At 40.4% G+C, this 15,844-nt stretch carries 14 protein-coding genes, 2 pseudogenes and 1 riboswitch; of the genes and pseudogenes, 14 read left to right on the top strand and 2 right to left on the bottom strand.

Features of this window, described 5'->3' with window-relative positions; genetic code table 11:
• Positions 1–22: 22 nt before the first annotated feature.
• A pseudogene (locus HT691_RS10615) lies at positions 23–1,210 on the bottom strand (TrkH family potassium uptake protein); the annotation flags it as partial.
• Positions 1,211–1,213: 3 nt separating this feature from the next.
• Entirely contained in the window at positions 1,214–2,563 is a 1,350-nt protein-coding gene (trkA, locus tag HT691_RS10610; RefSeq protein ID WP_172921847.1) for a Trk system potassium transporter TrkA, read from the bottom strand.
• Positions 2,564–2,750: 187 nt separating this feature from the next.
• Between trkA and HT691_RS10605 the strand changes: the two genes are divergently transcribed.
• From HT691_RS10605 to HT691_RS10540, 14 genes and pseudogenes are all read left to right on the top strand, one after another.
• Positions 2,751–3,599 (top strand): S-adenosyl-l-methionine hydroxide adenosyltransferase family protein, encoded by an 849-nt coding sequence (locus HT691_RS10605; RefSeq protein ID WP_001063603.1) that lies wholly within the window; start codon positions 2,751–2,753, stop codon positions 3,597–3,599.
• Between the two features lie 15 nt (positions 3,600–3,614).
• Complete coding sequence (locus tag HT691_RS10600; protein ID WP_000795930.1) at positions 3,615–4,160, top strand: ECF-type riboflavin transporter substrate-binding protein; 546 nt, start codon at positions 3,615–3,617, stop codon at positions 4,158–4,160.
• A 369-nt stretch (positions 4,161–4,529) separates the two neighbouring features.
• Positions 4,530–6,212: an ABC transporter ATP-binding protein gene (locus tag HT691_RS10595; protein WP_054392892.1), complete on the top strand. Its 1,683-nt coding sequence runs from the start codon at positions 4,530–4,532 to the stop codon at positions 6,210–6,212.
• Positions 6,197–7,027: an energy-coupling factor transporter transmembrane component T gene (locus HT691_RS10590; RefSeq protein WP_054392891.1), complete on the top strand. Its 831-nt coding sequence runs from the start codon at positions 6,197–6,199 to the stop codon at positions 7,025–7,027. Before HT691_RS10595 ends, HT691_RS10590 begins: the two co-directional genes overlap by 16 nt.
• Positions 7,028–7,219: 192 nt before the next feature.
• A complete protein-coding gene (locus HT691_RS10585) occupies positions 7,220–7,723 on the top strand; it encodes a tRNA (cytidine(34)-2'-O)-methyltransferase (RefSeq protein ID WP_031243592.1) in 504 nt (167 codons plus the stop codon).
• A 59-nt stretch (positions 7,724–7,782) separates the two neighbouring features.
• Positions 7,783–8,001: riboswitch (FMN riboswitch) on the top strand.
• Between the two features lie 163 nt (positions 8,002–8,164).
• Positions 8,165–8,728: an ECF transporter S component gene (locus HT691_RS10580; protein WP_000185834.1), complete on the top strand. Its 564-nt coding sequence runs from the start codon at positions 8,165–8,167 to the stop codon at positions 8,726–8,728.
• Positions 8,718–9,368 carry a phosphatase PAP2 family protein gene (locus HT691_RS10575; protein WP_233053172.1) on the top strand — a complete coding sequence of 217 codons (651 nt, stop codon included), beginning with the start codon at positions 8,718–8,720 and terminating at the stop codon, positions 9,366–9,368. The genes HT691_RS10580 and HT691_RS10575 overlap by 11 nt, the downstream gene beginning before the upstream one ends.
• 111 nt (positions 9,369–9,479) lie before the next feature.
• A complete protein-coding gene (locus HT691_RS10570; protein ID WP_172925368.1) occupies positions 9,480–10,352 on the top strand; it encodes a helix-turn-helix transcriptional regulator in 873 nt (290 codons plus the stop codon).
• A gap of 199 nt (positions 10,353–10,551) precedes the next feature.
• The gene (locus HT691_RS10565) at positions 10,552–11,772 is read left to right on the top strand and encodes an MFS transporter (protein ID WP_172923356.1); all 1,221 of its coding nucleotides are present in this window, start codon (positions 10,552–10,554) and stop codon (positions 11,770–11,772) included.
• Positions 11,773–11,798: 26 nt separating this feature from the next.
• Positions 11,799–11,927 (top strand): annotated as a pseudogene (locus HT691_RS10560) (phosphatase PAP2 family protein); the annotation flags it as partial.
• 27 nt (positions 11,928–11,954) lie between these two features.
• The gene (locus HT691_RS10555) at positions 11,955–12,374 is read left to right on the top strand and encodes a chromosome partitioning protein ParB (protein ID WP_172923357.1); all 420 of its coding nucleotides are present in this window, start codon (positions 11,955–11,957) and stop codon (positions 12,372–12,374) included.
• Positions 12,375–12,378: 4 nt separating this feature from the next.
• Complete coding sequence (locus tag HT691_RS10550; protein ID WP_031243595.1) at positions 12,379–12,828, top strand: GNAT family N-acetyltransferase; 450 nt, start codon at positions 12,379–12,381, stop codon at positions 12,826–12,828.
• 127 nt (positions 12,829–12,955) lie between these two features.
• Complete coding sequence (gene rpoE / locus HT691_RS10545; protein ID WP_172923358.1) at positions 12,956–13,543, top strand: DNA-directed RNA polymerase subunit delta; 588 nt, start codon at positions 12,956–12,958, stop codon at positions 13,541–13,543.
• A 236-nt stretch (positions 13,544–13,779) separates the two neighbouring features.
• A complete protein-coding gene (locus HT691_RS10540) occupies positions 13,780–15,387 on the top strand; it encodes a CTP synthase (protein ID WP_000105246.1) in 1,608 nt (535 codons plus the stop codon).
• Positions 15,388–15,844 lie beyond the last annotated feature (457 nt).

The raw sequence follows: 15,844 nt of genomic DNA, 5'->3' as shown, positions 1-15,844 counted from the left end.
ACTATTCTAGTTTCAATCTACCATACTTGAGAATTTTATGCTGGGTATCCTTATCAATCACCGTTTGATTCACATGGAGAGTCAAAACACGGTGGGGAGATAGAATGGACAAAATTTGATTTTTGGCAATTTTTGAAAGGATGAGGCCTCGAATAATCTTGAGTCCACCTGCAGTTGATCCAGCAGAGCCACCGATTGCCATGAGGAAAAGGAGGATAAACTGGGAGAAGAGGGGCCAGTTGGTAATATCTCCATATCCAAAACCAGTTGTTGTAATGATGTTGGAAACCTGGAAGAAGGCCATTTCAAAGCTCTTTGAAAACCCTGGGTAGAGGTAGAGGGTGTTGAGGCTAATCAAGCCTGTAGAAACCAGTACAATGACCAAGTAAGCCCGAAGTTCTTCGTCACCAAAGAAGGCCTTGATGCGACGGAGCATGAGGTAGTAGTAGAGGTTGAAATTTACCCCAAAAACCAGAACTCCGATACTGACCAGATAGGTAATCAGTGAGCTGCCATAGTGGGCAATTCCGTCGTTATAGACGGTAAAGCCTCCAGTTCCCGCTGTCCCCATAGCAATGACAAAACTATCGTAGAGAGGCATACCAGCTAGATAATAGATGATGACAAAGAGGGAGAAGAGAGCTAGATAAAGGAGATAGAGAATCTGGGCAGTGTTTTTTAGTTTGGATACAACCTTGCCAAAAACAGGACCTGGAACCTCAGCCTTCATCACCTCTAGGTGGCTATTTTTGGCATTGTCCATAATAGCAAGTGCAAAAACAAGCACTCCCATCCCTCCAATCAAGTGGGTAAAACTTCGCCAGAAGAGGAGGGAACGGCTGAGAACCGAAACGTCGTTCAAAATACTTGCTCCAGTAGTTGTAAACCCAGAACTAATTTCAAAAAAGGCATCAATAACGCTAGGGATTTGCCCAGAAAAGACAAAGGGGAGACCACCAAAGAAGGACCAAAGGATCCAACAGAGGGCAACGATCAAGACTCCCTCCTTGGCATAAATCCGTTGATTTTTTGGCTTCTGTAAACTCCCTGAACCGCCTAACAATACGAGAATCCCTATGGTCGAAAAGAGGGCTGTAAAGACTTGGCTCGATTCACGGTAATAGACAGCAATCGCAACAGGAACCAAAAGGAGAACAGCTTCAATCAAAAGTAATTTTGAAAGGAGGTAGCGAATCATACTTTTATTCATTTCTTACCTCGCAATCAAGTCATAAATCTTAGTGATATTCGGCAACAAGGTTGTTGCTAGGAGCTTGTCTCCAACTTCCAACATATCCTCCCCAGTTGGGAAAATCGTTTTGCCCTTTCGAATGATAGCTGCAATAAGAACCCCTTTTTTCAATTTCAGTTGAGAAAGAGGTTTGGCAGTCATTTTATTGGCTTCCTTGATATGGAATTGCAGGGTTTCGATTTGGCCATTGGCTAGATGGTGCATGGCTTGAAGGTCTGAATACTGGGCATTAACCCGACCACGAATAAAGTGCATAATCGTGTCTACGGCAATACTTTTAGGTGTGATGATACTTGAAAAATCAGGCGCATTGATAATTTCGAGGAGACTGGTACGATTGACCTTGGTAATATTTTTCTGTACACCTACCCTGTCCAGGAACATAGAGGTAATCAGATTTTCCTCATCGACCCCTGTTAGAGTCGCAACGGCATCATAGTTTTGAGCACTTTCTTCCAGCAGGATATCTTGTGCGGTACCATCTCCTTGAACGATGTAGAGGTTTGGGAATTTCTCGCTAAAGAAGCTAGCGATTTCAGGATTGATTTCAATAATCTTAGTATCAATACGACTATCTTTGAGGATACCTAGTAGATAATAGGCAATTCTACCAGCTCCAACAATAAGAAGACCCTTCACGGCACGAGACTTGAAATAATTATGGAAGAGCATCATATCAACACGGTTACCAGTGACAAAGATTCTATCTTTATCCTGTACAGTCATGTTACCGCTTGGAATGATAATTTGATGATCTCTTTCTATCGCACGACAATGACATTGCCAAATTTTTTTCCGAAAATCAGAAATGGGCATTTGGCAAAGACTACTGGAGGATTTAACAGTGAATTCCATCAAGCTGACCCGTCCACCAAAGAAACGTTCGACAGATAGAGCGTTGGGGAAGTCAATGATGTTGGCGATAGCGCGGGCAGCCAAGAGCTCAGGGTTAACGATAAGAGAAAAACCGAGAATATTCTTTTCTTTGAAATAGGAGTTAGAATATTCAGGGTTCCGCACCCGAACGATGGTCTCTTTAGCTCCCATTTTTTTGGCTAGAACAGCTGCAATCATGTTGACTTCATCGTACTCAGTCAGGGTGATAAAGATATCACAATCTTGGACGCTGGCTTGCTCAAGAATGGCAAAATCGACCCCGTTACCAAGGATACCCATGATATCAAAGCGACTGACAATATGATTGAGAACAGCTTCGTCTTGCTCAATCAGCAAAACATCATGCTTTTCTGCAACCAAGGAGCGACAGAGGGCAAAACTAACTTTTCCCCCTCCGACAAGGATAATTTTCATAATAAAACCTACTTTTTCATGATGTAACTATCATATCCTTTTTCAAAAAAAATGCACCTACTAGCCAATAAGGGAGAACTTTTAGCGGAAATCTGCTATAAGGTAAAACTATACCCTAAGCAATTGAAATAGCTATTAGCGACTTTCTCTGAAATATGGTATGATAAAGGATATACAAGGAGATAAAATGAATAATAATTTACTGGTATTACAATCAGACTTTGGTCTGGTTGATGGTGCGGTATCGGCTATGATTGGAGTGGCTTTAGAAGAGTCTCCAACCTTAAAAATTCATCACTTGACGCACGATATCACACCTTATAATATTTTTGAGGGTAGTTACCGTCTCTTTCAGACGGTGGATTACTGGCCTGAGGGAACGACTTTTGTATCGGTTGTCGATCCAGGTGTCGGCTCGAAACGTAAGAGTGTGGTTGCCAAGACTGCAAACAATCAATACATTGTCACGCCAGATAATGGGACTCTTTCTTTTATCAAGAAACACGTTGGTATTGTAGCCGTTCGTGAAATTTCTGAGGTAGCTAATAGGCGTCAAAACACAGAGCATTCTTATACTTTCCACGGTCGTGATGTCTATGCCTATACTGGTGCTAAACTGGCCAGTGGTCACATTTCTTTTGAGGAAGTGGGGCCAGAGCTCAGTGTGGATCAGATTGTGGAACTTCCAGTCGTAGAGACCATTAGTGAAGATCATCTGGTGAAGGGAGCCATTGATATTCTGGATGTGCGTTTTGGTTCGCTTTGGACCTCTATTACGCGAGAAGAATTTTACAAACTGGAACCAGAATTTGGTGACCGTTTTGAAGTGACCATCTATCACGCTGATATGCTGGTCTATCAAAATCAGGTTGTTTATGGCAAATCATTTGCAGATGTGAGAATTGGGCAACCCATCCTTTACATCAACTCTCTCTATCGTTTAGGTCTGGCTATCAACCAAGGTTCCTTTGCCAAGGCCTATAATGTAGGTGTCGGTTCATCTTGGACCATTGAAATAAAGAAAATAGAATCATAAAATAGGAGAATATAGATGAAAAATCAATCAATTAAACAAGTTGTTGCTGTAGGAATTGGCGCTGCCCTCTTTGTCGTCATCGGGATGATCAACATTCCGACCCCTGTTCCAAATACAAGCATCCAGCTTCAGTATGCGGTACAAGCGCTACTTTCTATTATTTTTGGACCGATTATCGGTTTGCTTGTCGGGTTGATTGGTCATGCAATCAAGGACTCTCTTGCTGGTTACGGTCTGTGGTGGACTTGGATTATCGCTAGTGGGCTCTTTGGTCTAGCTGTGGGGCTATTTAGAAAGTACGTTCGCGTGATCAATGGTGTCTTTGACTGGAAAGATATTCTTATTTTTAACCTCATTCAACTACTTGCAAATGCCCTTGTTTGGGGTGTCTTGGCACCACTTGGAGATGTTGTGATTTATCAAGAAGCTGCAGAAAAAGTATTTGCCCAAGGAATTGTTGCGGGAATTGCTAATGGTGTATCTGTAGCTATTGCAGGAACTCTTCTCTTGCTTGCCTATGCAGGAACTCAAACTCGTGCAGGAAGTTTGAAAAAGGACTAATACTCTTCGGAAATCTCTTCAAACCACGTCANNAAACAGTGTTTTGAGCAACTTGTGGCTAGCTTTCTGGTTTGCTCTTTGATTTTCATTGAGTATAAAATGATGGGGAAGGCTGGGCAACCAGTCTTTTTCGATGTTTATAGATTAGTTAGGCAAGTAAGCTAGGATAGGAATCTTTTTGGCGCTAAGATTTTAAGAGAAGAGACTGCAAGAAGGGGTAAATTTATGATAAAATAGAAGTCTAATACTCTGCGAAAATCTAATTTAAACTGCGTCAGCTCTATCTGCAANNTTTGAGCAACCTACGGCTAACTTCCTGGTTTGCTCTTTGATTTTCATTGAGTAGAAGAAGCGAATGAAGAGAGTAAGATGAAAGAAGCTATAATTGAGTGGAAGGATTTCTCTTTCCGGTATGAAACACAACAAGAACCGACCTTGCAAGGGATAGACTTGACTATTTATAAGGGAGAGAAAGTTTTAATTGTTGGGCCATCTGGGTCAGGTAAGTCTACCTTGGGTCAATGTTTGAATGGGATTATTCCCAATATTTACAAGGGTCAGACGTCTGGAGAATTTTTGATCAAGGGGCAAGTGGCCTTTGATATGAGCATCTACGATAAATCTCATCTGGTCAGTACAGTTTTGCAGGATACAGATGGGCAGTTTATCGGCCTGTCTGTGGCAGAGGACTTGGCTTTTGCTCTGGAGAATGATGTGACAGCCCTAGATGAGATGAAAAGCCGTGTTCATAAATGGGCTGAAAAGCTGGATCTTCTCCCTTTACTGCCGCAGCGTCCCCAGGATTTGTCAGGTGGACAAAAGCAGCGGGTCAGTCTGGCTGGTGTCTTGATTGATGAGAGTCCGATTCTCTTGTTTGATGAGCCACTCGCCAATCTTGATCCCAAGTCAGGTCAGGATATTATCGAATTGATTGATCAGATTCATAAGGAGGAGGGGACGACGACCCTTATTATCGAGCACCGTTTGGAGGATGTTCTGCATCGCCCTGTCGATCGGATTGTCTTGATAAACGATGGCCGTATCCTCTTTAATGGGAGCCCTGATCAGTTATTGGCGACTGATTTATTGACTCAAAATGGAATTCGCGAACCCCTTTATCTAACGACTCTCCGTCAATTAGGTGTGGACTTAGTCAAGGAAGAACAATTAGCAAATCTAGATAACTTGTCTATCTCAAAAGGTCAGGTTCAGTTGCAGAATGAACTGGTAAAAGAAAACCCAGAATTGCAGTCACTCTTTAGACTAAAGGACGTGTCGTTTTCTTATGATGATAGACCGATTTTAAAATTCATTCATTTAGATATTAAAAAGGGTGAAAAAATTGCCATTGTCGGAAAAAATGGAGCAGGGAAGTCAACTCTAGCCAAGGCCTTAAGTAGCTTTATTCAGACGGAAGGTCGCTATCTTTGGGAAGGACAGGATATAAAAGGAGATTCTGTTGCAGAGCGGGCGGAACGAGTAGGCTATGTGCTGCAAAATCCTAATCAAATGATTTCAACCAATATGATTTTTGATGAGGTGGCTCTGGGACTTCGTTTGCGAGGTGTGGACGAGCAGGAAATTAAAACGAGAGTCTATGAAACCTTGAAAATCTGTGGTCTTTATGAATTCCGTAATTGGCCCATTTCTGCCCTGTCATTTGGTCAGAAAAAACGTGTCACTATTGCTTCGATTTTGGTCTTGGGGGCTGAAATTATCCTCTTAGATGAACCAACTGCAGGTCAAGACCAGAAGAACTATACTGAGATTATGGAATTTCTCGAAGAGTTGCATCAAAAAGGGCATACCATTGTCATGATTACGCATGATATGCAATTGATGCTGGATTATTCAGACCGAGCCCTTGTCATGGTGGACGGGGAATTGATTGCTGATACTGATCCAGCTAGTCTGTTGAGCAATCCTGAGCTGTTAGTAAAAGCCAACCTAAAAGAAACTTCAATCTTTAACTTGGCCAAAAAACTAGACGTGGATCCACTTGCTTTAACGGCATTTTACAAAGAAAGGAGAGAAGGATGCAAGCTAAATTAATTGGTTACCAGCATAGAGATACTGTGATTCATCGCTTGTCAGGAGCTGGTAAACTTCTCTTTTTCATCCTCGTGTCATTGGCGGCCATGATTAGCTATGATACCAGACTGCTTGTTCTGATTGCCATCTTTTCGGTCTTTCTCCTCTATTTGTCAGAAATCCGTTTTAAAGATGTTTCCTTTGTGGCCGTTTTTGCGACGGTATTTGCCGTTTTAAACGTTTTGATGGTCTATCTCTTTTCTCCTGAGTATGGGGTTGGACTTTACGGAGAGAGAAGTGTGATTTGGCAGGGAATCGGTGCCTACACTCTGACCAGCCAGGAGCTCTTTTATCTGCTAAATCTGGCCATTAAGTACCTTTGTACCATTCCTCTGGCTATTATCTTTTTGATGACAACCCATCCTAGTCAGTTTGCTTCTAGTTTAAATCAAATTGGTGTGCCTTACAAGATTGCCTATTCAGTCAGCCTGACTTTGCGCTATATTCCAGATTTGCAGGAAGAATTCTTTACTATCAAGATGTCTCAGGAAGCGCGTGGGATGGAATTATCCAAGAAAGCTTCTCTTATGCAACGAATCAAAGGCAATCTGCGCATTATCACTCCCTTGATTTTTAGCTCGCTAGAACGCATTGATACCATTGCGACCGCCATGGAGCTTCGGCGCTTTGGGAAAGAGAAAAAACGCACTTGGTATAGTTATCAAGCCTTGAGAAAAGGAGACTATCTTACCTTGCTCTTTGCAGCCTTGTTTTTAGTAACTAGTTTACTACTTATCTTGCAGAATCAGGGACGATTTTACAACCCTTGGAAATAGCTTGAAAAAATTGAAAAAATCAAGTCGTTTCTATTGACAATGATTCTGAAAGTGTTATACTAAGAAAGTAGTTTCGCTGATTTACTTCAAACCTGTTGTGAGGTAAGTTAACGATGCCTTAACCACGCTGTTTGCTGAGCTTGACTCCGGGCAGTGTGGCTATTTTTTTGCAATGGTGAAAGGAAGCAAGTCATGACAAATCACATTGTATTATTTGAACCACAAATTCCACAAAATACAGGCAATATCGCGCGTACTTGTGCTGCGACCAATTCTCCCCTCCACATCATCAAGCCAATGGGCTTTCCTATTGACGACCGCAAGATGAAGCGAGCTGGATTGGATTATTGGGATAAACTAGAGATTTATTTTTACGAGAGTTTGGAGGATTTCATGTCTCATATGAAGGGCAAACTCTATCTGATCTCAAAATTTGCTGAGAAAGTGTATTCTGATGTGGATTTATCGACTGACGAGGACCATTATTTTCTCTTTGGACGTGAAGACAAGGGCTTGCCTGAGGACTTTATGCGAGAACATCCTGAGAAGGCTCTCCGTATTCCCATGAATGATGAACATGTCCGCAGTCTCAATGTGTCTAATACCGTCTGCATGATTGTCTACGAAGCCCTCCGCCAGCAGCACTTTGCAGGTCTTGAGCTTGTTCATACCTATGAAGTGGATAAATTGAAATAAAAAATGAAAATGAAAATGAACAAAATGCTTGCGCTTGCAAGCGTTTTTTGTTATGATAAAAGAGTCTTCAGGGCAGGGTGTGATTCCCGACCGGCGGTAAATTTGACTATCTATTTTAGCTTTCTCGTCGTTGTCTTGTCTCGATATACTTTAAGTATTATCTTCGACTGCGACGCCTAGATAAATCTAAAATATCTTAGCCAAATAAGTCCGCGAGCGCAAGCTGATGTGGTGAGATTCCACAACCGACAGTATAGTCTGGATGGGAGAAGACGAAAGAATAGCTTTGTCTGTTCTGATAGATTTATAGCTAAACTGTAACCGCTTGCTTGGATTTCTTTAATAGAGTGAGAGGGAACTTTTGGGATATAAAAAGTGAGAATAGATAGAGGAATCCTTTCTAACTTCTTCTGATTTTATAGAAAATTGGAGGAACCTGTTATGACAAACACACGTCGACTTTCGACTATTGCAATTCTATCAGCTATCTCATTTGTGCTGATGTACTTTGACTTTCCGCTCTTGCCAGCGGCATCCTTCCTCAAGATCGAATTTAGTATCTTGCCAGTCCTTGTGGGTCTGGTGGTCATGGATTTGCCTGCTGCTCTAGGAGTTCTCTTGCTTCGCTCACTCTTGAAATTACTTCTTAACAGTCAGGGAGTGAATACTTACATTGGTTTGCCAATGAATATCGTAGCTTTGGGAGTTTTTGTCATCGTATTTGCTTTGATTTGGAAAAAGGAACGGACAACCCTTCGTTTCCTACTAGGCTCTCTAGCTGGGACTATTGGTTTAACCGTGGCTATGTTGGTTCTCAACTATGTTTACGCTGTTCCTTTGTACGCTAAGTTTGCTAACTTTGATATTGGAAAAATTTTGGGACTTTCCAACTACCTAATGACCATGGTATTACCTTTTAACTTGATTGAGGGTGTAATCTTTTCCGTTTCATTCTGGTTGTTGTACGTTCTCTTGAAACCAACCTTAAAACATTATGAAAGATAAACAAACATTTTTAATGAAGGGCAGTTTTGCCCTTTTACTTTTCGTTATTCTTGGCTACATGGTCAAATTTTACCCTGAAACGCTGGTCGGTTTTGACCAACCGATACAAACTGCCGTTCGAGGAGATTTGCCAGATTACTTGACGATTCTTTTCCGAGCCATCGCACGCTTGATTGATATTCCAGTGATTATCACTTGGGTTGCCATCGTAGCCTTTATCTTTTATCGTAAGCGATGGAAGATAGAAAGTTTCTTCATGCTGGGAAATCTGGCTTTAGCAGGACTTTTAATCGTGACTTTTAAAAACATCTACCAGCGCCCACGACCAGCTATTTTACACTTGGTTGAGGAGAAGGGATTTTCCTTCCCAAGTGGTCATTCTCTGGCTGTAACCTTGATGGTCGGCTCTCTGATTGTCATTCTCAGTCAACGGATGAAAAATCCGGTCTGGAGAAAAATCATGCAAATTGTGCTAGGTCTCTACCTAGTCAGTGTGCTGGTATCAAGGGTCTATCTGGGAGTTCATTATCCATCAGATGTCCTTGCCAGTCTCTGTGTGGGCTTGGGAGTCTTGTTTATCGAATTTCCCTTCTATGACAAGCTACGCTTCCAATGGCGATTTAAGGGCAAGCAGAAGTGATGAAAAAGATAAAAGATTATATAAATACAAACAGAAGGACATAAAATATATACTTGAAACATGTTTTGGAACTTGATATACTTTAATACATAAAGCAAGGAGGAAGAAAGTGTGGATATGTTGTTAGCGACACGCTTAAAAAATAAGAGAAAGGAATTAAAATTATCTCAAAAGGAATTGGCTGAGGGGATTTGTGAGCAAGGACAGATTAGCCGTATGGAGCAAGGTAAATACTCACCCGGGTCAGAATTACTCTTTCAGCTATCTAAGCGATTGAAGGTGAGTATGAATTATTTCTTTGAAGAGACTGAGGTTTCTAGTTTAGAAAATATTGACAAGTTTAAAGAACTATCTAAGAAGTTTTTGGATGAGAGGGAATATGAATCTCTCAAATACATTTATGAACTTGAAAAATCTAAACGTGCTCGTTTATCTGCTAAAGACCAGATTTATTTAGACTGGATTGATACGTTAGTTCAATTCCGTTATCTAAATCATCAAACAGGGGCAGTTGCGAAATTGGAAAAAATACTGTTATCTCTGAAAAAATCTGATTTTTACTATCTACAACTGGGAAATACCTTGGCTAATTTTTATTTTGATATGGGGCAGGAAGACACATATCAGGAGCTCTATCAACTTTTAAAAGAGAACATCCAGTCATTATCTGTCCATCATTTGGAACAATTAGAACTGATGATTAAATTCCGATATAACTATTGTAGATATTTGTGGTTGAATGAACGAACATCTGAAGCTATAGAAGAGATTACAGCAACAATAGCTATTTGTAAAAGATATAATAGCAGTTATCGATTAGCAGATTTGTATTGTTTATTGGGAAATATAAGCGTGGGCTTTGCTGAAAAGGATAGGATACTAGGTTTTTATCAAGTATCTTACCAGCTTTACAAGCATGAAGACAACCAGAGAATGATGCTGGAAATTGAGAAGGAAATGAAATTATTGGAAAGTGAAGATTAAGAAAAAGATTTGTATTTTTAGATAACTTAAATTCATATTTCAAAAAAAATAAAAAAACACCATAAAAATTATTGACAAACCAAAATTGATGTATTAGAATATCATCAATAGTTTTTGATTTTGGTATTGGAGCTTTGGGGATATATTGGGCGTTGTTAGGATTTCAATTTCCTTTTGAGCTGAAGAAGGAGGCAATCCAATGAATACTTTTCTGACCAATAAAAATTACCGGATGTTGCTAATTAATCAATGGGTTTCGTCATTTGGTGATACGCTGTTTTATATTTCATTTATTTCTTATGTATCGGGATATAAATTTGCTTCATTAGCTGTTCTTTGTATAACAGTTTCGGAGACTTTGCCGCAGATTTCTCAGTTGTTCACAGGCGTTATTGCCGATTTTCAAAAAAATCGTGTTGCAAAATATATTGCTATATTGGCAAGTAAGTTTCTGCTTTATACTCTATTGACACTGTTTGTAACGGATAAGAACTTTTCTATGGGGATGGTTTTTCTTATTTGTGGCATCAATCTTTTATCAGATACCATGAGTTATTTTGCAGGTGCTATGATTTCTCCTTTGTATGTGAGGATTATAGGAGATGATATGACAGATGCTATGGGGTTTAGACAGGCAACTGCTGGTGTAGTTAATATTCTTAGCAACCTTACAGGTGGAGTTTTGATTGGGGTCATCAGTCTTCAGATGTTTGTGGGTTTGAATGCTTTGACCTTTCTTTTTGCACTGTTGGGTGTGGTGTTTATTCGTACTTCTTTGAGAGATATTGAGGGACAGATGGAGGTTAGTAAAAGATTAACCGCAAAATCTTTTGGAGAGCATTTCCTCTATTCTATGAAGATATTGTCAAGTTTTCCAACCATCATCAAATTAATATTCATTGCAGCTATGAACCAAGTGATTTTAAGCATTATTACCCCTTTAACGACTTTGATGTTGATTCATCATCCATTTATCTTCTTTGACACTGGGAAATCCATTGCAGCATTGTCAGTGGTTATTTTTTCAGGAACGATTGTGGGAAGTTTTTTGAGTGGAGGTATCCTAAAAAATATTCCCATAAAAATGATTGTCTACTTTGAAGAAATTATGCATCTCTGTATTCTCTTTTCTTGGTTGACCAATCATTTCCTCCTTTTATTGGTAGTTGTCTTCTTATGCGCAGTTGCAGTAGGAATGATGGGGCCTCGGATTTTCAACCTTGTATTCTCGATGGTTCCAGAAGAAGTCATGGGAACCATCCAGTCAGTGCTTGGAGTATTCAATGTTGTTGTACCAGGAATTCTTAGCATGCTCATCGTTGCCTTAGCGAGTGCTACAAACATAAAAATCACAGTGCTTCCACTTTTTATTTTTGTATTGACTGCCTTAGCAATTGTGAAAGCAATGAAAATAGAGTAATAGTAGTATGAACTACTGTCTCTTTTTGGGTGGGAGTTCATTACCCATCAGACGTCCTTGCCAGTCTCTGTGTGGGCTTGGGAGTCCTGTTTATCGAGTTTCCCTTCTATGACAAGCTCCGCTTCCAATGGCGATTTAAAGGCAAACAGAAGTGAGTATCGAATTCCCTTGAGGAGAAAGAAATGAAAGTCAATATAGCAGATCTTCATCCGACTCAACTATATTTATCAGAAAAGAAGTTGCAAGATATTCAGATGCTTTACCAGTCGGCAGAAACAAACCAAGTCGATCCAATCAGTATTCTTGCCTTTGGAGATTGTTTGCTGATTACAGATGGGCATCACAGGGCTTATCAGGCTTTATTGGCAGGTCGGGATACGATTTCTGCTGAGTGGGATAGAGATGGTGGTGATGAACTATATCATCTCTATGCGCAAGCTTGCGAGGAAAGAAAGATTTACTCTGTTTTTGATTTAGAAGATCGTATCCTAGCTCAAGATGAGTATGAAGCAAAATGGTATAACTGGTGTGATGGTTTTAATCAAGCAGCAACTTTCTTATTGAAAAGGAAAGCAGATGAAACAGACCCTACAAATAGATAATTCACTGCGTCTTGTTCCTTATTATAAGGTCAATCATTGTGAAGAAGCTTTTGCTTGGTATCAGGATGTGAACTTGGTTCACCTCGTAGATGGTGTGAAGAGACCTTATAGTCAAGAAACTTTGGAAGCTATGTATTCCCATTTGGATCAGCATGGTGAACTTTTTTGGATTGAAGTCAAGGAGAAGGGAGAATGGTTTCCAATTGGGGATGTTACACTATCTAAGGATAATCTCCCCATTGTGATTGGGAATTCCGCTTACCAACATCGAGGACTTGGAAAAAAGATTCTAAGTACTTTGATTGAATTGGCTCGAGTAAAAGGATGGAAAGAATTGAGAGTCAAGGAAATCTACACCTACAATCATGCTTCTAGGAGGTGTTTCAAGTCGCTTGGATTTGTGGAAAATGGAGCAACAGAAAAAGGAATGAGTTTTATATTGAAATTAGTCTAATCCTGTCACTTTCTCCCCCTTAACTTTTGACTATTCTGCAAAATTATCGTAAAATAAAGAGTAAATGATAAAATGTGGTCAGAGTCTGTTTGCTCTGGCGATAGTAGTATAAATGAGGAGAAACGCTTTGGAATTAGAAGTATTTGCTGGGCAAGAAAAAAGTGAACTATCTATGATTGAGGTAGCGCGTGCTATCTTGGAACTTCGTGGTCGCGATCATGAGATGCATTTTAGCGATCTTGTAAACGAAATTCAAAACTACCTTGGAACATCAAACAGCGATATCCGCGAAGCCTTGCCTTTGTTCTACACAGAGTTGAACTTTGACGGTAGCTTCATCTCACTTGGAGACAACAAATGGGGGCTTCGTTCATGGTATGGTGTGGACGAAATCGACGAAGAAATCATCGCTCTTGAAGAAAATGACGACGATGAAGTAGCACCAAAAGCTAAGAAAAAACGTGTTAATGCCTTCATGGATGGCGATTCAGATGCTATTGACTACAATGCAGATGATCCAGAAGACGAAGATGCATACGAGGCAGATTCAGCTCTTTCATATGATGATGAAAATCCAGATGATGAAAAAAATGAAGTGGAAGCTTATGATGCAGAAATCAACGAAATCGCTCCTGATGACTTGGGTGAAGACGTGGATCTCAACGAGGAAGATGACGAGTTCTCAGAAGATGATGCTGAAACCAGCGAGGAATAAAAGGTAGCTATTGACAATTATCCTATTTTTAGGTATCATATTGTTCGGGCACCTCTTTTAGAGGTCGGGGCTCCCTAGTTCTTAGGGAGCTATTTTTGTTTTTTCAAGAAGTTATCTTCTTGTATTTTAGTTGTGAATCTGGTGCAGTCGTCCCAGATTATTCTTATTAGTAGGGTCTTGTTTTCTATGTCCCCTCGTAGTTAACAAGGCCTTGAGCATTTTAGAAAGAGGAATCTATGTCTACGAAATATATTTTTGTAACTGGTGGTGTGGTATCGTCTATTGGGAAAGGGATTGTGGCAGCGAGTCTAGGCCGTCTCTTGAAAAATCGTGGTCTCAAAGTAACCATTCAAAAGTTTGACCCTTATATCAATATTGATCCGGGAACCATGAGTCCTTACCAGCACGGGGAAGTTTTTGTGACAGATGACGGAGCTGAGACAGATTTGGACTTGGGTCACTATGAACGTTTCATCGATATCAATCTCAACAAATATTCCAACGTGACAACTGGGAAAATTTACAGTGAAGTTCTTCGTAAAGAACGCCGTGGAGAATACCTTGGGGCAACTGTTCAAGTCATTCCTCATATCACAGATGCTTTGAAAGAAAAAATCAAGCGTGCCGCTCTAACGACCGACTCTGATGTCATTATCACAGAGGTTGGTGGAACAGTAGGAGATATCGAGTCCTTGCCATTCCTAGAGGCTCTTCGTCAGATGAAGGCAGATGTGGGTGCGGATAATGTCATGTATATCCATACAACCTTGCTTCCTTACCTCAAGGCTGCTGGTGAAATGAAAACCAAACCAACCCAACACTCTGTCAAAGAATTGCGTGGCTTGGGAATCCAACCAAATATGTTGGTTATTCGTACAGAAGAGCCAGCTGGTCAAGGAATTAAAAATAAACTGGCCCAGTTCTGTGATGTGGCACCAGAAGCCGTTATCGAATCGTTGGATGTTGAACACCTTTACCAAATTCCATTGAACTTGCAGGCACAAGGTATGGACCAAATTGTCTGTGACCATTTGAAATTAGATGCACCTGTAGCGGATATGACAGAATGGTCAGCCATGGTGGACAAGGTCATGAACCTCAAGAAACAAGTTAAAATTTCCCTTGTCGGTAAGTATGTGGAGTTGCAAGATGCCTACATTTCTGTGGTTGAAGCCTTGAAACACTCTGGTTATGCCAATGACGCAGAAGTTAAAATCAATTGGATCAATGCCAATGATGTGACAGCAGAGAATGTGGCAGAGCTCTTGTCTGATGCGGACGGAATCATCGTACCAGGTGGTTTTGGCCAACGTGGTACGGAAGGGAAAATCCAAGCCATCCGCTATGCGCGTGAAAATGATGTTCCAATGTTGGGAGTCTGCTTGGGAATGCAGTTGACATGTATCGAATTTGCTCGTCACGTTTTAGGACTCGAAGGTGCCAATTCTGCAGAGCTTGCACCAGAAACAAAATACCCTATCATTGATATCATGCGTGATCAGATTGATGTTGAGGATATGGGGGGAACCCTTCGCTTGGGGCTTTATCCGTCTAAGTTGAAACGTGGCTCTAAGGCAGCAGCTGCTTATCATAATCAAGAAGTGGTGCAACGCCGTCACCGTCACCGTTATGAGTTTAATAATGCCTTCCGTGAGCAGTTTGAGGCAGCAGGTTTTGTCTTTTCAGGAGTTTCTCCAGACAATCGTTTGGTAGAAATCGTGGAAATTCCTGAAAATAAATTCTTTGTAGCTTGTCAGTATCACCCTGAACTGTCAAGCCGTCCAAACCGACCAGAAGAACTCTACACTGCCTTTGTTACTGCAGCGGTTGAGAACAGCAATTAGCAAAATCAGAACCTTTGAGAAAAATCTCAGAGGTTTTTTGCATACGATGATATTGCAGTATATCTGAGGTAGGAGTCCTCTGTATGTACCTGCTACCGTTGAAATCAATAGCGACTCCCTCTTGCCCTGTGCTAGTGAATGGATTTTTCAGTATATTGAAATGAAATAAAATTTGAACAAATTAATTCGGAAAGCCAAATCAATTTCTAGCAAAGTTTTAGGAACTGGATTGTATAGTGAATTGAAATAAGATGTGAACAACTCTATCAGGAAAGTCAAATTAATTTATAGAAATATTTTAGCAGTCAAGATGTACTGTTATAGATTCAATATACTATACTTTTTTAATTTAATCCACTATAATAAAATGAAATAATAACAGGATAAATCGTTCAGGACAGTCAAATCGATTTCTAACAATGTTTTAGAAATAGAGGTGTACTATTCTAGTTTCAAT

The sequence above is a fragment of the Streptococcus sp. 477 genome (assembly GCF_013277295.1).
Lineage (GTDB): Bacteria > Bacillota > Bacilli > Lactobacillales > Streptococcaceae > Streptococcus > Streptococcus pseudopneumoniae.
The sequence above is the reverse complement of the archived record's forward strand: the minus strand, read 5'-3'. Positions and strand labels throughout refer to the sequence as shown.